Genomic DNA, 17,865 nt, shown 5'->3' with positions numbered 1-17,865 from the left:
GGCCTGCGGGCTGCTTTTCAGAATTTCAGGTGGTTTTATGGACAGCATCAACAGCCGCATCGCCGAAGAACTCGGCGTACGCCCACAACAGGTCGAAGCGGCCGTCGCTCTACTGGATGAAGGCTCCACGGTTCCCTTCATCGCCCGTTACCGGAAAGAAGTGACCGGCAGCCTCGACGACATCCAGCTGCGGCACCTGGAAGAACGCCTGCGCTACCTGCGAGAACTCGACGAACGGCGTATCAGCATCCTCGCCAGCATCGAGGAACAGGGCAAGCTGACCCCGCAGCTGGAACGCGACATCAAGCTCGCCGACACCAAGACCCGCCTCGAAGACCTTTACCTGCCATACAAACAGAAACGCCGCACCAAGGGCCAGATCGCCCTGGAAGCCGGCCTGGGAGAGCTGGCCGACGGTCTGTTCAACGAACCGTCGCTGACCCCGGAGACCGAAGCCGCGCGCTTCGTCAATGCAGAGAAAGGCGTTGCCGACGTCAAGGCCGCCCTCGAAGGCGCCAAGTACATCCTGATGGAGCGCTTCGCCGAAGACGCCAACCTGCTGGAAAAACTGCGCAACTACCTGAAACAGGAAGCCACCCTCAGCGCCCGCGTCATCGCCGGCAAAGAGGAAGAAGGTGCCAAGTTCCGCGATTACTTCGAACACGACGAACCGCTGAAAAGTATGCCGTCCCACCGTGCGCTGGCCATTTTCCGTGGCCGCAACGAAGGCATTCTCAGCTCCGCGCTGAAAGTCGGCGACGAACTGCCGGGCACCATGCACCCGTGCGAAGGCATGATCGGCCAACAATTCGGCATCCAGAATCAGAATCGTCCTGCGGACAAGTGGCTCGGTGAAGTCGTGCGCTGGACCTGGAAGGTCAAGCTCTACACCCACCTGGAAACCGATCTGCTCGGCGAATTGCGCGACGGCGCCGAAACCGAGGCGATCAACGTATTCGCCCACAACCTGCACGACCTGCTGCTGGCCGCCCCGGCCGGCCCGCGCGCCACCCTGGGCCTCGACCCGGGCCTGCGCACCGGCTGCAAGGTCGCCGTGGTCGATGCCACCGGCAAGCTGCTGGACCACGCCACCGTGTACCCACACGTGCCGCACAACAAGTGGGACCAGACCCTCGCCATCCTGGCCGCCCTGTGCGCCAAACATTCGGTGGACCTGATCGCCATCGGCAACGGCACTGCCAGCCGTGAAACCGACAAGCTGGCCGCCGAGCTGATCAAGAAATACCCGGCCATGAAGATGACCAAGGTGATGGTCTCCGAAGCCGGTGCTTCGGTGTACTCGGCGTCGGAACTGGCCTCCAAGGAATTCCCGGACCTCGACGTGTCGATCCGTGGAGCGGTGTCCATTGCCCGTCGCCTGCAGGATCCGCTGGCAGAACTGGTGAAAATCGATCCTAAATCCATCGGTGTCGGCCAGTACCAGCACGATGTGTCGCAGCTGAAACTGGCACGCGGCCTGGATGCGGTAGTCGAAGACTGCGTAAACGCCGTGGGCGTGGACGTGAACACGGCCTCGGTAGCGTTGCTGGCGCGTATCTCCGGCCTCAATGCCACCCTGGCGCAGAACATCGTCACTCACCGCGACGAAAACGGCGCCTTCAAAACCCGTGCTGCGCTGAAAAAAGTCGCGCGCCTGGGTGAAAAAACCTTCGAGCAAGCCGCCGGCTTCCTACGCGTGATGAACGGCGACAACCCGCTGGACTCGTCCGCCGTTCACCCGGAAGCCTATCCATTGGTGCAACGTATCGCCGCCGAGACCGACCGCGATATCCGCTCACTGATCGGCGACGCCGCGTTCCTCAAGCGCCTGGATCCAAAGAAGTACACCGACGAAACCTTCGGCGTGCCGACCATCACCGACATCCTGCAAGAGCTGGAAAAACCTGGCCGCGACCCGCGTCCCGAGTTCAAGACCGCCGAGTTCCAGGACGGCGTCGAAGACCTCAAGGACCTGCAACTGGGCATGATCCTCGAAGGCGTGGTCACCAACGTGACCAACTTCGGCGCGTTTGTCGATATCGGCGTGCATCAGGACGGTTTGGTACACATTTCTGCGCTTTCGGAGAAGTTCATCAAGGATCCGCGCGAAGCGGTGAAAGCCGGTGATGTGGTCAAGGTCAAGGTCATGGAAGTCGACATCCCGCGTAAACGCGTTGGCCTGTCGATGCGCATGGGCGACACCCCCGGCGAAAAAATCGACGGCGCCCGTGGTGCACGTCCTGGCTCGGCACCGCGCCAGTCACAGAACCGCTCTGAAAACAGTCAACCGCGCAAGGAAACCGCCACCGCGGCGCCAAGCAACAACGCCATGGCCTCGCTGTTCGCCAACGCCAAGCAGTTGAAGAAACGCTGATGGAAATCCCCGCCGGCTTGACCCAGAGCGCGTTCAGCGAACTGATCGGCTGCCGCCTGCAACGCCTCGAGGAAGGCGTTGCCGAGGTGGCCCTGACCCTGGAGCCGCACCTGCGCAACCGCGCGGGCAAGCTCCATGGCGGGGCGATTTTCAGTCTGGTGGACATCACCATGGGGCTGGCCTGTTCCAGCGCCCATGGGTTTGACCAGCAGAGCGCGACCATCGAATGCAAGATCAACTACATCCGCGCCGTGGAAGACGGCGATGTGCTGTGCACCAGCCGCGTGATTCACGCCGGCCGGCGCACGCTGGTGGTCGAGGCCGATGTGTATCAGGACGAAAGACTTGTCGCAAAAGCACAGGGCACGTTCGCTGTCCTATAGCTCCCCGCCCCCGATTTGAGTTAATTTCGGCGCTGCGATAACAGCGTCGGAATTTTCTTGCTGCGCTATAGCCCAATTCATGGAGTGAAGTAGGCTTTTTTAACGCGGGTCAAATCGACTCAAAACCAGGCGATCACGCCAGTTTTAACTTCACCCTTGTAGACCGTCCTGCCCACCCCCATATTGGGGCGACTGACGCGTGAAGGAATCCAACTTGAGCGAACTTCTCAACCGCCGCCTGGCCCTGCTCGGCAAGCGCGAACACCTCTCCCTGCTAGAGCAGTGCTTGCACGGCATCGAGCGTGAATGCCTACGTGTCACCGGTGAGGGTCGCCTGGCGCAAACGCCGCACCCCGAAGCCCTGGGCGCCGCGTTGACCCATGAACAGATCACCACCGACTACTCGGAATCGCTGCTGGAGTTCATCACTCCGGCCCTGCCCAACCCGGCCGATACCTTGAGCAGCCTGGACAAGATCCATCGCTTTGCCTACACCAAGCTCGGCAGTGAATACCTGTGGAGCCCCTCGATGCCGTGCCCGTTGCCGGCCGAGGAAGACATCCCGATCGCCTACTACGGCACTTCCAATATCGGACAGCTCAAGTACGTGTACCGCAAGGGCCTGGCCCTGCGTTACGGCAAGACCATGCAGTGCATCGCGGGCATCCACTACAACTTTTCCCTGCCGGAACAGCTGTGGCCGCTGCTCAAGGAGACTGAAGGCTTCGTCGGCACCGACCGCGACTATCAGTCCACGGCCTATATCGCGCTGATCCGCAACTTCCGCCGCTACAGCTGGCTGCTGATGTACCTGTTCGGCGCATCGCCGGCCCTGGATGCGGGTTTCCTGCGTGGTCGCTCGCACCAATTGGAAGTGCTCGACGCCGACACCCTGTACCTGCCGTACGCCACCAGCCTGCGCATGAGCGACCTGGGTTACCAGAGCAACGCCCAGGCCGGCCTGACGCCATGCTACAACGACCTGGCCAGCTACACCGACAGCCTGCGCGAAGCAGTGGCAACGCCCTACGCGCCCTATGTCGAAGTCGGCACCCACAAGGACGGTGAGTGGGTACAGCTCAACACCAACATCCTGCAGATCGAAAACGAGTACTACTCCAACATCCGCCCCAAGCGCGTGACCTACACCGGCGAGCGGCCGATCCAGGCGCTGATGGCCCGTGGCATCCAGTACATCGAAGTGCGCTGCCTGGACATCAACCCGTTCCTGCCGATGGGCATCGACCTGCCGGAGTCGCGTTTCCTCGACGCATTCCTGCTGTACTGCGCGCTGAACGACAGCCCGCTGTTCGCCGACAACGAGTGCGGCAACGCCACGTCCAACTTCCTCAGCGTGGTCAAGGAAGGCCGGCGCCCGGGCCTGCAATTGCAGCGCAAGGGCCAGGCTGTGGACATGAAGGAATGGGCCACCGAGCTGCTGGAGAAGATTGCCCCGTTGGCTGCGCTGCTGGATGAAAGCCACGGCATCACCGAACACAGCCAGGCGCTGGACGCCCAGCTGGCCAAGGTCAAGGACCCGTCCCTGACCCCTTCGGCGCAGGTATTGGCGGCGATGGCCGAGCGCAAAGAGAGTTTCGCGCAGTTCTCCCTGCATCAGAGCGAGGTGCACGCCGAGTACTTCCGCCGCGAGCCGTTGCCCGCAGAAGAGCAGGCACGCTTTGAAGAGCTGGCGCGCACGTCGCTGGCGCAGCAGGCGGAGCTGGAGCAGAACGAAGTGGGCGACTTTGATGTGTTTGTCGGCTCGTACCAGGCGAGCATTCTGGCCATCAGCAACTAACTCAAGCCGAACCCGGCTCAAAATGTGAGAGGGGCTTGCCCCCTCCCACATTTGCCCTCATCACGCTCAAGATTCGCTTCAACCTTTCGCCCATAAGCTAATTCGAAAATGTTATTTATTTTCGGATTCTTAGATCATTTAGTCTCCTCACACGCCGACCCTCGGCCGCCTGATTGAGGAGCTTCCCCTTGAAACTGTTAACCCCTCTGCGCCTCCTGGCCGCGTTGTCCCTGGCCGGTGCCAGCCTGTTTGCCCAGGCGGCGGATGTGACCATCGCTTACCAGACCACCGTAGACCCGGCCAAAGTTGCCCAGGCCGACGGCGCGTACGAAAAAGCCACTAACGCCAAGATCGACTGGCGCAAATTCGACAATGGCGCCGACATCATCGCCGCCATCGCCTCCGGCGACGTGCAGATCGGCTACCTCGGTTCCAGCCCGCTGACCGCTGCGATCACCCGCAAGGTGCCGGTGGAAACCTTCCTGGTTGCCACCCAGATCGGCGGTGCCGAAGCCCTGGTGGCGCGCAACGGTTCCGGGATCAACGGTCCCCAGGACCTGATCGGCAAGAAAGTCGCCGTGCCCTTCGTTTCCACCGGCCACTACAGCCTGTTGGCCGCGCTGAAGCACTGGAACATCGACCCATCGAAAGTGACCATCCTCAACCTCGCACCGCCGGCGATCATCGCGGCCTGGAAGCGCGGTGACATCGACGCTACCTACGTATGGGACCCGGCCCTGGGCGTGGCCAAGGAAAACGGCAAGGTGCTGATCACCTCCGGCGAGCTGGCCAAGTTCGGCGCGCCGACCTTCGATGCGTGGATCGTGCGTAAGGATTTTGCCGAGAAGCACCCGGAAATCGTCACCGCCTTCGCCAAAGTCACCCTGGATGCCTACGCCGCCTACCGCAAAGACCCACAAGCCTGGCTCGCCGACACAGGCAACGTCGACAAACTGGTGAAACTCTCCGGCGCCAAGGCCAGCGACATCCCGCTGCTGCTGCAAGGCAACGTCTACCCGCTGGCCGCTGACCAGGTGACCCTGCTGGGCGCACCGACCACCAAGGCCGTGACCGATACCGCTGCGTTCCTCAAGGAACAAGGCAAGGTCGACGCCGTGCTGCCGGACTACGCCCCTTACGTCAGCGCCAAGTTCATCACTAACTGATTCAAGGAGTTCATCGCGATGGCCTTGCTACAACTGGAGCGCATCAGCGCACAGTACCCAGGCGCCACAGAACCGGTACTGTCCGACATTTCACTCGACCTGGGACCCCAGCAATTGCTGGTGGCCCTCGGCCCGTCCGGCAGTGGCAAGACTTCGCTGTTGAACCTCATTGCCGGCTTTGTCGAACCGTCCGCCGGGCGCATCACCCTCGATGGCGTACCGGTCAAAGGCCCCAGCGCCGAACGTGGCGTGGTGTTCCAGGACGACGCGCTGCTGCCCTGGCAGGACGTGTTGGCCAATGTCGGTTTCGGCCTGGAACTGGCCGGCATGCCCAAGGCGCAGCGCGAAGTGCGCGCCCGGGAAATGCTCGCGCTGGTGGACCTCGCCGGCTTCGACAATCGCCGCATCTGGCAACTCTCCGGCGGCCAGAAGCAACGCGTCGGCCTGGCCCGCGCCCTGGCCGCCGACCCGCGCGTGCTGCTGATGGACGAACCCTTCGGCGCCCTCGATGCCTTCACCCGAGAGCAGATGCAGGAACTGTTGCTGCAAGTCTGGCGGCGCACGGCCAAGCCGGTGTTCCTGATTACCCACGACATCGAAGAAGCGGTGTTCCTCGCCACCGACCTGATCCTGCTGGCGCCCAACCCGGGCCAGATCGTCGAACGCCTGCACCTGGACTTCGGCCAGCGCTACGCCGCCGGTGAGTCGGCGCGGGCGATCAAGTCCGACCCGCGCTTTATCGAAACCCGCGAACACGTGCTGGGCAAAGTGTTCTCGCAACGGCAGGTGTCCGCATGAGCAGCTACGAACTCCCCGCCACCACTGCCAAGCCGGTGGCGCACGCGGTCATTCCTGTGCGTCGTAGCCTGAGTACACGCTGGATCAGCCTGTTGACCCTGGTCGCCTTGCTGGCCCTCTGGTGGGCTGTCACCGCCACCGGCCTGATCGAACCGTTGTTCCTGCCACCGCCCTCCGCCGTGCTGCAAAAAGGCTGGCTGCTGGCGACCACGGGCTATATGGATTCCACCTTGTGGCAGCACCTGGGCGCGAGCCTCAGCCGGATCGGCCTGGGCCTGGGCTTCGCGGTGCTGACCGCCGTGCCGGTAGGCATTGCCATCGGCGCCAACCGCATCGCCCGCGGCATTCTCGACCCGCTGATCGAGTTCTACCGGCCGATTCCGCCCCTGGCTTACCTGCCGTTGATCGTGATCTGGTGCGGTATCGGCGAGCTGTCCAAGGTGCTGCTGATTTACCTGGCGATCTTTGCGCCGATCGCCATCGCCACCGCGACCGGCGTACGCACCGTCGACCCGGCCAAGCTGCGGGCGGCGCAGTCGCTGGGCGCCACCCGTGCGCAGCTGATTCGCCATGTGATCCTGCCGAGCGCCCTGCCCGACATCCTCACCGGGGTGCGCATCGGCCTGGGTGTGGGCTGGTCGACCCTGGTCGCCGCCGAACTGATCGCGGCCACCAGCGGCCTGGGTTTCATGGTGCAGTCGGCGGCGCAGTTCCTCGTGACCGATGTGGTGGTGCTGGGGATCCTGGTGATCGCCCTGATCGCCTTCGCCATGGAAATGGGCCTGCGCGCCCTGCAGCGTAAGTTAGTGCCTTGGCATGGCCAGGCACATTGAGTGAGAACAGCATGAGCAGCCTGACCGTTACCCCCTTGAGCACCGCCCTGGGCGCCCAGATCAGTGGCGTGGATATTACCCGGCCGCTGAGCACCGAACATCGCGATGCCATCGAACAGGCGTTGCTCAGCCATTCGGTGCTGTTCTTCCGTGGCCAGCCGATCACCCCGCCGCAACAGGCGCGGTTCGCGGCGAACTTCGGCGACCTGCACATCCATCCGATCTACCCCAACGTGCCGGAACAGCCCGAAGTGCTGGTCCTCGACACCGCCGTCACCGACGTGCGCGACAACGCCGTGTGGCACACCGATGTGACCTTCCTGCCCACCCCGGCCCTCGGTGCGGTGCTGAGTGCCAAGCTGCTGCCGGCGTACGGCGGCGATACGCTGTGGGCCAGTGGCATCGCGGCGTACGAGGCGCTGTCCGAGCCGTTGAAGCGGTTGCTCGATGGGCTGACGGCTACCCACGACTTCACCAAATCCTTCCCGCTGGAACGCTTTGGCAACAGTGCCGAAGACCTGTCGCGCTGGGAAGAAACCCGCAGGAAAAACCCACCGCTGTCGCACCCGGTCGTGCGCACGCATCCGGTGAGCGGGCGTAAGTCGCTGTTTGTCAGTGATGGGTTTACCACCAGGATCAATGAACTGGAACCGGCGGAAAGCGAGGCGATCCTCAAGCTGCTGTTCGCCCACGCGACACGCCCGGAATTCACCCTCCGCTGGCGCTGGCAGGAGAACGACGTGGCGTTCTGGGATAACCGCGTGACCCAACATTACGCGGTGGATGACTACCGGCCGCAACGGCGGGTGATGCATCGGGCGACGATTCTTGGGGATGTGCCGTTCTGACGATCTGATGAGCGGACTCGCCGCACTCGAAAGCAAGCCGTTATGCTAGCAATGATTTCATTGATTGCATGAGGGCATTCACATGGCAAGCCTTACCATCCGTAATTTAGATGACAGCATCAAAGAGCTTCTGCGCATTGAAGCAGCCCACAATGGGCATTCCATGGAAGAAGAGGCGCGTCTTATTCTGCGCAAATCACTCATGAGCGTCGGCAAGGGGCGGGGGTTGGGCAGCAGGATTCACGCACGCTTTGCACAGGCAGGAGGGCTGGATGCAGACGTGCCGGAGCGTAATGCGCCCATCAGGACGGTGGAGTTCGATGAATGATCCTACTCGACACCAATGTCCTCTCTGAATTGATGCGACCCGAGCCTGCATCAGCGGTGCTTGATTGGATTGACAGCCATGCCGCCGAAGAGCTGTTCACCAGTTCAATGACCATGGCGGAGATTCTTCATGGCATTGAGCGGCTGCCCGAGGGGAAGCGTAAGCACAGCCTGCACACTCATGCAGTAGCCATGTTTCAAGACGACTTCGCCGATCGCATCCTTGCGTTCGATGCCTACGCAGCCGTCCACTACTCAAAGCTGGTGACCGCTCGCGAACAGTCTGGAAAGCCCATTGGACTCGCTGACGCTCAGATAGCCGCAATCTGTCGTGCCCAGCAGGCAAAACTCGCAACAAGGAACGTCAAGGACTTTGAGGGCACCGAGGTGGATGTCATCAATCCCTGGACAGCGGCAATGGCTGGTTAACCCTGTGCTGAGATAGCGGCCATCGCAGAAATCAAATGTGGCAGGGATTTGCCCCTCCCACATTGACCCGGTGCTATCAGGTTATTCCGCGTTGGATGGCTTTTCCCACAGGTTAATCCCACCTTCCTGCGCAAACCGATCGATCTCCGCCAGTTCCTCCGCACTGAAGCTCAAGTTCTTCAACGCGCCGACGTTCTCGATGATCTGCTCCGGCCGGCTCGCGCCAATCAACGCGCTGGTCACCCGTGGGTCGCGCAACGTCCAGGCCAGCGCCAATTGCGCCAGGCTCTGGCCGCGGCGCTGGGCGATTTCATTCAACGCACGCACGTGGGCGATGTTGGTTTCAGACAGGTGCTTGGCCTGCAACGAACCACCACCCGGGCGGTTGACCCGGGCGTCGGCCGGCACGCCATTGAGGTACTTGTCGGTGAGCAAACCCTGGGCCAGCGGCGTGAAGGCAATCACTCCGGCGCCGAGTTCTTCGGTGGTGTCCAGCAGGTCTTTTTCCACCCAGCGGTTGAGCAGGTTGTAGGCTGGTTGGTGGATCAGCAGCGGGACTTTCCACTCTTTGAGCAGCGCAGCGATTTCGCGGGTTTTCACCCCGGAGTAAGACGAGATACCGATGTACAACGCCTTGCCCTGTTGCACGGCGGTGGCGAGGGCGCTGGCGGTTTCTTCCAGGGGCGTGTCGGCATCAAAACGGTGGGAGTAGAAAATATCCACGTAGTCGACGCCCAGGCGTTGCAGGCTCTGGTCCAGGCTGGCCAGCACGTATTTGCGCGAGCCGCCGCCCTGGCCGTAAGGCCCCGGCCACATGTCCCAGCCGGCCTTGCTGGAGATGATCAATTCGTCGCGGTAGTGCTTGAAGTCTTCGCGCAGCAAACGACCGAAGTTGATCTCGGCGCTGCCGTAGGGTGGGCCGTAGTTGTTGGCCAGATCGAAGTGGTTGATGCCCAGGTCGAACGCGGTGCGCAGCAGGGCGCGCTGGGTGTCGATCGGGGTGCTGTCGCCAAAGTTGTGCCACAGCCCCAGGGACAGTGCCGGCAGCACCAGTCCACTGCGGCCTACGCGGCGATACGGGATAGATTCATAGCGGTTTTCGGCAGCAATGTAAGTCATCGAATCCTCTCTTGGACGTAGGCAAATAAGGCCTGGGAATAACGATATTCCCAGGCCTTTTAACCAGCTGAATCGCTTAAGTCTGCCCTTCCGTTTTACAGCAATTTCCTACCAGAGTGGAACGACATAGCTGACATAGAAGCGGTTTTCATCCTGCACGGTGGCACCGGTAATGTCCGGACTGGCGTGGGCATTTTTCCAGGTCACGCCAAGGCCTTTGAGGGTACCGGTCGGCACTTGATACGCCACCGCCACGTTTCGCTCCCATTCACTGGTGGTGCCCTGGACGGTGCGGATGTCATCGCCGTGGGCGTAGGCGGCGGAGAAGGTCAGGCCGTTGAGGCCGAGTTTGCCGAAATCATATTTGTACTGCGCCAGCCAGGTGCGTTCGCCGGCATGCTGGAATTTGTTCAGCTGCATGTTGGTCAGCGCCGGGGTGTCGGCACCCGAGCCTGGGCCTTGGCGCGCGTCACCGCTGTTAAGGCCGGAGTCGAGGTACGGGAAGTCGCTGTCGCCGCTGTTTTTCTGGATGCCCAGGCCGACGGTATGACCGTCCAGGCTGTAGCTTTCCAGCAGGCTGACGGTGGACTGGTTGATGCGGCCCTTGTTCACGCCATCGCCATACAGGCCCGCTGCGGCAAAGTCCTTGTCACCGTCGGCGTTGCCGCCCACACCCAGGCTGCGGAACACGCGCACGTCGGTATCGATCGCACCGACCGACAAGGCGTCATGGCGCTTGGCGCCGAGGAAGAACTGCTGGTAGTAATCCTCCAGGTTGGAGTACCACAGGCTGACAGTGGTGTTCTGTATGCCGGTGTAATCCGCACCACCGAACAGGAAGCGGTCGCTCTCTTTGGTCCCGCCCGCGGTGATCATGCCCTGGTCGCCGGTTTCGTTGCGGATCTTGGTCTTGAAGATATCGCCGCCGGTGAAGGTGAAGTCGCTGAGGTCCTTGGACACCAGTTGCACACCGGTATTGGTCTGCTGGTACAGGCGCCCGTCGGTGTTGGCCAGCACCGGGTTGTTGCCGTACAGCGTACCGACGCGCAACTCATCCTTGGCAAAGTGCATCTTGAACGTCGGGCTGAGCACGCCGAACTGATCGGCGGATTTGCCGTTGTCCAGCGGGAACATGCTGCCGGGATAGCGGCCCTGGTGATCCTTGTCGTTGAGGTCGCCGCCGGAATCCAGTTTCAACCCATAGAACGCCTGCAGATCGAGGCCGAAGCCCACCGGCCCTTCGGTGTAGCCGGACTTGAAATTGAACTCGAAACCCTGGCCCCAATCCCGAATGCTGTGGGCCTTGGCGTTGCTGTTCACCACGTCCCGTCCCTGCTGGTTGAGATAGCGGTTGAGCAGGGTCACGTCGGCGTGGCTGTCATCGATAAAATCGGCGTGGGCGGACAGCATAAAGCTCGCCATGGCGGCACCCACCATAGGGCTTATCAACGTCTTCATTGTTACCGGTCTCCGTCACTGTTCTGAAATGAAAGCGTCAAACGCTTCACACAATTACGCAGTGACCAGATGACAGTTGCGCGTCAAAACCCGATGCAGACGGATGAAATTAAATTTATGAAAGCCTTTAACTACGCGGGTTAGCGGGCGTTTTCGAAGATTTCCGCGAGCCAGTCGACGAACACACGCACCCTCGGCGACATGTGTCGGTTCTGTGGATAAAGCACCGACACCGGCATCAAGGGCGGCGGTGTTTCCTGCAGAATTTCGCGCATCACGCCCTGCTCGATCAGATCGGCCATGCGGTAATGCGGGCATTGGATAATCCCCAACCCCGCCACCGCACTGGCGGAGTAAATCTCCGCGCCGAACACCGACAGCGCACCGTCGATACTCACTTCCTGCAACTCGCCATCGACCATAAACTCGAACGGAAACAGCTTGGCCGTGGTGCGTGAAACGTAGTTCACCGCGCGGTGTTTACCTAACTCGGCCAGGCTCTTGGGTTCGCCGTATTTGCGCAGGTAGGCAGGGCTCGCGCACGTCACCTGGCGCAGGTTGGCGACGCGCCGACCAATCAACGCGGAATCCCCCAGGGTGCCCGCACGCAATACGCAATCCACACCCTCGGCGATCAGGTCGACAAAGCGGTCCGCCTCACTGATGGACAGCTCGATATCCGGGTATCGCACCATGAATTGCGGCAGCGCCGGCACCACAAAATACTTGGCCAGCGTGCCGTGCAGGTCCACGCGCAAACGCCCCTTGGGCGCCACGCTGCGGAACGCCAACTCGGCTTCTTCCAGCTCCGCGAGTAGCTGCACGCAGCGTTGGTAGTACGCCTCGCCATCCAGGGTCGGGCGCACACGCCGAGTGCTGCGTTCCAGCAGGCGCGTACCCAACCAGGCTTCAAATTGATTGAGGGTGTGAGTCAGGGTCGCACGGGGCAGGTTCAAGTCATCAGCCGCCAGCGTGAAGCTGGAACGCTCGTAAATACGCACAAAGACCTTCATGGCTTTGACTTGATCCACGCTGTACTCCTACACCCTTATTGTTGGCGATTATTGAACAGTCAAGGCAACTCTGGCGCATTTATCGCCCAGGGTAAACATGTGAATCTGCTTCCAGACCCCCGTTCAAGGAACCCAGATCATGACGACTCAAGTGGCAATCATCACCGGCGCTTCCCGTGGTATTGGTGCCGTCATCGCCAAACAACTCGCCGCCGACGGTTACGCCGTGGCCATCAACTACGCCAGCAGCGCCGCCGAGGCGTCGAAGCTGGTGGTGGAACTGCGTCAGGCGGGCCATCAGGCCATAGCGATCCAAGGTGACGTCGCCAAACCCGCCGACATCAAGCGCCTGTTCGACGAAACCGAGGCGCAATTGGGCAAGGTCGATGTGCTGATCAACAACGCCGGCATCCTCAAGACGCTGCCCCTGGCCCAGCACAGCGACGAACTCTACGACCAGAACTTCGATATCCACACCCGTGGCACGTTCAACGCCCTGCGTGAAGCCGCCACCCGCTTGAACGACGGCGGGCGCGTCGTCAATTTTTCCAGCAGCACCGTCGGCCTCAACTTCCCCGGCTACGCGGTGTACATCGCCAGCAAGGCGGCAGTGGAGTCCCTGACCCAGGTGTTTGCCAAAGAGATGCGCGGGCGGCGCATTACCGTCAACGCCGTGGCGCCAGGCCCGGTCGCCACCGAGTTGTTCCAGCACGGCAAGAGCAAAGAGCAGATCCAGGGCATGGCCAAGATGCCGCCGCTGGAACGCCTTGGACAACCGGAAGACATCGCCCGCGTGGTGGCGTTTCTGGTGAGCCCGGCCGGTGGCTGGATCAATGGGCAAATCCTGCGCGCCAACGGCGGGCTCGTTTAAACCACCCACCAAAAATAGGGAGTCGTGCTCATGAACTCACTCGACCGTACTAACCACACTCGCAGCCAATCCAAGTGGATGTTCAACCTGATAACAGCCATCGCGGCGACCACTGCCGCCGTGGCGGCAGGTACCAGCGGGATGCTGACCTTGCCCGTCTGGGCGATGTTTGTCGGCTGGGTCGCCTTCTTCAGTCGCGGCCTGACCCTGCGCGATGGCCTGGCCAACCTCGGCTGCGTATTGCTTGGGATTGTGTTCGGCATGTTGGCGGCCAGGAGCATCGCTGCCTTGGCTCCGATTCTCGGCGTATGGGCATTACCTGCCGTCGTGTTTGTCGTGGCCATGGTCGTGGTTTCCCTGAGGGCCGTACCGGTGATGAACAACCTCGTCAGCTACTTTCTCGGCCTGATCACCTACTTCGCCTCGCACCTCGAGCCATCGCTGGAAACCTTCACCGAACTGGGCGGTGCCAGCAGCCTCGGGGCCTTCGCCGGCTGGTTCTCCCACGCCGTGCAGCAACGTTTCCACCGCCACGCCTAAGCCCACTTCCGACGAGGTCACCCCCATGAAATCGATCATCCTGATTACCGGTGCGTCCAGCGGTTTTGGCGCGCTCACCGCCCGCGCCTTGGCCGACGCCGGCCATACGGTCTACGCCAGCATGCGCGAAACCCTGGGGCGCAATGCGCCGCAGGTGGCCGAAGTGCAGCGCTATGCCCGCGCGCATCAGGTGGACTTGCGCAGTGCCGAGTTGGACGTGACCGACAGCGATTCAGTAGAGGCCGGCGTTGCCAGGATTGTCGCGGACTGCGGACGCCTGGATGTGATCATCCACAACGCCGGACACATGTCGTTCGGCCCGGCCGAAGCCTTCACGCCGGAGCAATTCGCCCAGCTGTATGACATCAACGTATTGAGCACCCAGCGGGTCAACCGCGCCGCACTGCCGTATTTGCGCAAGCAGGGCAAAGGCCTGGTGATGTGGGTGTCGTCCAGCAGCGCTCGTGGTGGAACACCGCCGTTTCTGGCGCCGTACTTCGCGGCCAAGGCGGCGATGGACTCCTTGGCGGTGTCCTACGCCAGTGAGCTGACCCGCTGGGGCATCGAGACCTCGATCATCGTGCCCGGCGCATTCACCAAGGGCACCAACCACTTCGTCCACTCCGGCAAGCCCGCCGACCAGGCGCGGGTGAGTGAGTATGAAGACGGCCCTTATGCCGGTGTGGCGCAAGCTGCCCTGCACGGCCTGGCGGCGCTGGAGCCCGCGGATGCTGATGTGGCTGAAGTCGCCCAGGCCATCGTCGAGATCGTCGACTTGCCCTTCGGCACACGCCCTTTGCGTCGGCATATCGACCCGTCCGAAGACGGCTGCGAAATCGTCAACGGTGTGGCCGACCGGGTACGTGCCGAGTTGTTCTGGAAAGTCGGTCTGCAGGACCTGCTCAAGCCGGTCAACCACTGAAAACACGGAGGCTCGCCATGACCTTGTTGATCCCCGCACTCGCCCCGCTTTACCGCTTCGCCGAACCCCTGGCGTACACGCTGCTGCGCGCAGGCTTTGGGGTGATCATGATCACCCACGGGCTGCCCAAATTGCTGGGCAACGCCCATGGGTCGATGGCAGACCCGATGGCGGCCTCCATCAACCTGATCCAGAACCGCCTGCACTTGCCGCAGGCGGAGCTGATCGGCCTGCTGGTGGCCTTGCTGGAAGCGGTCGGTGGATTGCTGTTGATCCTCGGCCTGGGCACACGGCTGGTCGCGGCCATGCTGACCGTGCAGATGTTGACCATTGCTTACTTGCTGGGGCCGACGTGGCCGTGGATCGACCGAGGCATCGAGTACCCGATGCTGATGGCGCTGCTATCGTTGTACCTGGTGTTTCGCGGTGCAGGCCGCTATTCCCTGGACAGCGCGCTGGGCAAGGAGCTCTGAACATGCACACCACCCTGGTGATCACCGCGGGCTTGATCCTGCTGGCCCTGATGCTGTTGATCGGGCAGAAGCTTGGCGTCAGCCGGAACATTCTGGCCTACAGCTTTGTGGCGATCTGGTTGGGGGTGGCGCTGATCAATGGCGCCGTGGGGGTGGTCACTGCCGGCCAACCCCTGGTGTCGGAGCTGGTGATCGGCAGTGGCGTGTTTGGCGTGCCCTTGGTAGCACTGGCCCTGTACCTCAGGGCCTGAGCCTCAACGCACCAAGTGCAGGAACTGCAGGTGGCGCTCGTACTGGTCGAGGATGTCGTTGATGATCTGCTCCTTGGTGTAGCCCACCAGGTCGTAGTCCTGGCTGCCCTCGCTCAAGTGCACTTCCGCGCGGTAGTAGCGGCGATTGTTGAGCTGCTTGGACCCCATGCCGCCGCGTGCAAATGAGGGCGTGAAATAGCCGCGCATCTGCACCTGGTACACGAACGGATGCTCTTCGCCGTGACCGATTTCCAGGCTGACGCTGTCGTTGGAGGGGTCGGGCTGGGTGAGGACATTGAGGCCTTTTTCGACAAACACCGCCGTCACTTCTTCGATCGCCGGACGCACCGTGGTCTCAAGGAAGCGGTACACCTCGTCCCGCGACGGGAAATGCACGGCCTGGCTCAAACGCTGGCGCCAACCGCCGGTGCCCTTGCGGGAGCCCGACACCGGCGCCAGCGAATGCAACTGCGCAATCTGCTTTTGCGACTCGAGGTAGAAGGCCTTGTGCAGCCCCCACATCATCAGCAGCAGGATCAGCGAGAACGGCAGCGAGGTCAGCACCACCGCCGATTTCAGCGAATCAATACTGCCGGCAAACAGCAAGGCACTGGTGACCAGCGCGGTCATCGCGCCCCAGAACACCCGCAGCCATTTCGGTCCATCTTCATCGGCGTTGCCGCCTTTGGACGAGAGGGTGGACAGCACTACGGTGCCCGAGTCAGCGGAAGTTACGAAGAACACGAAGCTGATAAACACCGTGACCGCGATAACCGTCTTGCTCCACGGGTAGGTTTCCAGCAGCAGGTAGAGGCTCATCGACGGATCATCGATGGCCGACTGAGCGAGGGCGGCCATGCCGTGGTTGAGCACCTGGTCGATGGCGCTGTTGCCGAAGATCGACATCCACGCCAGGGTGAAACCCAGCGGGATCAGCAGCACGCCGAACACGAATTCGCGGATGGTCCGGCCACGGGAAATGCGCGCGATAAACAGGCCTACGAATGGCGACCATGCAATCCACCAGGCCCAGTAGAACACCGTCCAGCCGCCCAGCCAGTCGCTCGGTTTGTCGTAGGCGTACACATCGAAACTCTTGGTCGGCAACGCGCCCAGGTAGTCACCGATGTTCTGGATCAGGGTGTTGAGCAAGTGCTGGGTCGGCCCGGCGAACAACACGAACAGCAGCAGCGCGCAGGCCAGCAGCATGTTGATGTCGGACATCACCCGCACGCCCTTGTCGACGCCGGCCACGGCGACCAGAATCGCCGCGCCCATCATCAGGGTGATCAGGCCGACCTGGATCCACTGGGTGTGGGCAACGCCGAACAAGTAGTCGAGGCCGGAATTGAGGTGCAGCACGCCAAAGCCCATGTCGGCCCCCAGGCCGAACACCGTGGCAATGATGCCGAAGCCATCCACCGCATAGCCGATAGGGCCATTGATGCGCTTGCCGATCAGCGGGTACAACGCCGAGCGCAACGCCAGCGGCAGGTTATGCCGGTAGGCGAAATACGCCAGCGCCATGCCAACAAACGCAAACACGCCCCAGCCGTGCAGGCCCCAGTGCAGGAACAGCACCTGCATGGCCTGGCGCGCGGCGTCGGCATTCATGGCCTCGCCCTGGGGCGGTTGCACCAGGTGCGTCAGCGGCTCGGACACGCAGAAGAAGAACAACGTGATGCTGATCCCGGCGGCGAACAGCATGCCGGCCCAGGACAGGTAACTGAATTCGGGCTCGTCGTGGTCGGCACCGAGTTTTATCTTGCCGTAGCCCGATAGCGCGGTGACCACCACGAAGACCAGATACAGGGTCATCGCCAGCATGTAGTACCAGCCGACCGTGTTGGCCGCCCAGTTTTGCGCCGCCAGCAACCAGGCCCCGGCCTGTTGCGGGATAGCGATGACAGTGATGCCGAACAGCAAGATGAAGGTGGCGGCAAAGTAAAAGACCGGCGCATTCATGCGCACCAGGCCGCTGGATGGGGTGGACGATGCACTCATGAACGATGCACCCCGAGGGTGAGGGATGTGGCTGTATAAAACGGACTCAGCAAAGGTAAGCCTCCTGTTGTGAGCGGGCAGCGAACCACCGGGTTTAACTTGAACGAACGTTCAAGTTAAACATGAATAGGCGGTTTGGGGCTAATCGCAGGGCTGAGTGGTATGACGGGTGAGCAAAGGAAATCGTTCAGCGACTGCTGACTGAAATACGGGCTCCGTGTGAAATGCCGTCAAAATGTGGGAGGGGGCTTGCCCCCG

The 17,865-nt window shown here is 61.8% G+C and carries 18 protein-coding genes; 14 read left to right on the top strand and 4 right to left on the bottom strand.

Annotation, left to right across the window (positions count from 1 at the left end; genetic code table 11):
- Positions 1 to 37: 37 nt before the first annotated feature.
- The 9 genes from BB029_RS24365 (at position 38) to BB029_RS24325 (ending at position 8,956) form a co-directional block, all read left to right on the top strand.
- Positions 38 to 2,374: a Tex family protein gene (locus BB029_RS24365; protein ID WP_065941102.1), complete on the top strand. Its 2,337-nt coding sequence runs from the start codon at positions 38 to 40 to the stop codon at positions 2,372 to 2,374.
- Entirely contained in the window at positions 2,374 to 2,757 is a 384-nt protein-coding gene (locus tag BB029_RS24360; protein ID WP_065925818.1) for a PaaI family thioesterase, read from the top strand. The genes BB029_RS24365 and BB029_RS24360 overlap by 1 nt, the downstream gene beginning before the upstream one ends.
- A gap of 214 nt (positions 2,758 to 2,971) precedes the next feature.
- Positions 2,972 to 4,555, top strand: coding sequence for a glutamate--cysteine ligase (gene gshA / locus BB029_RS24355; protein WP_027605153.1), 1,584 nt, complete (start codon positions 2,972 to 2,974; stop codon positions 4,553 to 4,555).
- Between the two features lie 188 nt (positions 4,556 to 4,743).
- Positions 4,744 to 5,721, top strand: coding sequence for a taurine ABC transporter substrate-binding protein (gene tauA, locus BB029_RS24350; RefSeq protein ID WP_065941101.1), 978 nt, complete (start codon positions 4,744 to 4,746; stop codon positions 5,719 to 5,721).
- Between the two features lie 18 nt (positions 5,722 to 5,739).
- A complete protein-coding gene (gene tauB, locus BB029_RS24345) occupies positions 5,740 to 6,519 on the top strand; it encodes a taurine ABC transporter ATP-binding subunit (protein WP_065925820.1) in 780 nt (259 codons plus the stop codon).
- On the top strand, positions 6,516 to 7,352 hold the full coding sequence (gene tauC / locus BB029_RS24340; protein ID WP_065941100.1) for a taurine ABC transporter permease TauC: 837 nt from the start codon (positions 6,516 to 6,518) through the stop codon (positions 7,350 to 7,352). The genes tauB and tauC overlap by 4 nt, the downstream gene beginning before the upstream one ends.
- An 11-nt stretch (positions 7,353 to 7,363) precedes the next feature.
- Entirely contained in the window at positions 7,364 to 8,200 is an 837-nt protein-coding gene (gene tauD, locus BB029_RS24335) for a taurine dioxygenase (RefSeq protein ID WP_065941099.1), read from the top strand.
- An 82-nt stretch (positions 8,201 to 8,282) separates the two neighbouring features.
- Complete coding sequence (locus tag BB029_RS24330) at positions 8,283 to 8,528, top strand: plasmid stabilization protein (RefSeq protein ID WP_065941098.1); 246 nt, start codon at positions 8,283 to 8,285, stop codon at positions 8,526 to 8,528.
- Positions 8,525 to 8,956: a type II toxin-antitoxin system VapC family toxin gene (locus BB029_RS24325; protein ID WP_065941097.1), complete on the top strand. Its 432-nt coding sequence runs from the start codon at positions 8,525 to 8,527 to the stop codon at positions 8,954 to 8,956. Before BB029_RS24330 ends, BB029_RS24325 begins: the two co-directional genes overlap by 4 nt.
- Before the next feature lie 81 nt (positions 8,957 to 9,037).
- Here the strand turns inward: BB029_RS24325 and mgrA are convergent, their stop codons facing one another.
- The 3 genes from mgrA to BB029_RS24310 form a co-directional block, all read right to left on the bottom strand.
- Complete coding sequence (gene mgrA / locus BB029_RS24320; protein WP_065941096.1) at positions 9,038 to 10,075, bottom strand: L-glyceraldehyde 3-phosphate reductase; 1,038 nt, start codon at positions 10,073 to 10,075, stop codon at positions 9,038 to 9,040.
- A gap of 108 nt (positions 10,076 to 10,183) precedes the next feature.
- Entirely contained in the window at positions 10,184 to 11,512 is a 1,329-nt protein-coding gene (locus tag BB029_RS24315) for an OprD family outer membrane porin (RefSeq protein WP_083236479.1), read from the bottom strand.
- A gap of 161 nt (positions 11,513 to 11,673) precedes the next feature.
- Entirely contained in the window at positions 11,674 to 12,564 is an 891-nt protein-coding gene (locus tag BB029_RS24310) for a LysR family transcriptional regulator (RefSeq protein WP_065941094.1), read from the bottom strand.
- A gap of 121 nt (positions 12,565 to 12,685) precedes the next feature.
- Here BB029_RS24310 and BB029_RS24305 point away from each other — a divergent pair, with 121 nt between their 5' ends.
- Genes BB029_RS24305 through BB029_RS24285 form a run of 5 tightly spaced genes read left to right on the top strand, consistent with a single transcriptional unit; the run spans position 12,686 to position 15,603 of the window.
- Positions 12,686 to 13,417, top strand: coding sequence for an SDR family oxidoreductase (locus tag BB029_RS24305; protein WP_065941093.1), 732 nt, complete (start codon positions 12,686 to 12,688; stop codon positions 13,415 to 13,417).
- 30 nt (positions 13,418 to 13,447) lie between these two features.
- The gene (locus BB029_RS24300) at positions 13,448 to 13,957 is read left to right on the top strand and encodes a DUF1097 domain-containing protein (RefSeq protein ID WP_065941092.1); all 510 of its coding nucleotides are present in this window, start codon (positions 13,448 to 13,450) and stop codon (positions 13,955 to 13,957) included.
- 25 nt (positions 13,958 to 13,982) lie between these two features.
- The gene (locus tag BB029_RS24295; protein ID WP_065941091.1) at positions 13,983 to 14,879 is read left to right on the top strand and encodes an SDR family oxidoreductase; all 897 of its coding nucleotides are present in this window, start codon (positions 13,983 to 13,985) and stop codon (positions 14,877 to 14,879) included.
- A 17-nt stretch (positions 14,880 to 14,896) separates the two neighbouring features.
- The gene (locus tag BB029_RS24290) at positions 14,897 to 15,352 is read left to right on the top strand and encodes a DoxX family protein (RefSeq protein ID WP_065941090.1); all 456 of its coding nucleotides are present in this window, start codon (positions 14,897 to 14,899) and stop codon (positions 15,350 to 15,352) included.
- A gap of 2 nt (positions 15,353 to 15,354) precedes the next feature.
- A complete protein-coding gene (locus BB029_RS24285) occupies positions 15,355 to 15,603 on the top strand; it encodes a hypothetical protein (protein WP_065941089.1) in 249 nt (82 codons plus the stop codon).
- 3 nt (positions 15,604 to 15,606) lie between these two features.
- On the opposite strand, the gene betT is transcribed toward BB029_RS24285, so the two are convergent.
- The gene (betT, locus tag BB029_RS24280; RefSeq protein ID WP_168166838.1) at positions 15,607 to 17,568 is read right to left on the bottom strand and encodes a choline transporter BetT; all 1,962 of its coding nucleotides are present in this window, start codon (positions 17,566 to 17,568) and stop codon (positions 15,607 to 15,609) included.
- Positions 17,569 to 17,865: the final 297 nt, after the last annotated feature.

It is taken from the genome of Pseudomonas sp. S3E12 (genome assembly GCF_001702295.1).
Lineage (GTDB): Bacteria > Pseudomonadota > Gammaproteobacteria > Pseudomonadales > Pseudomonadaceae > Aquipseudomonas > Aquipseudomonas marginalis.
Note: the sequence above shows the minus strand (reverse complement) of the source record. Positions and strands in the feature narration are given on the sequence as shown.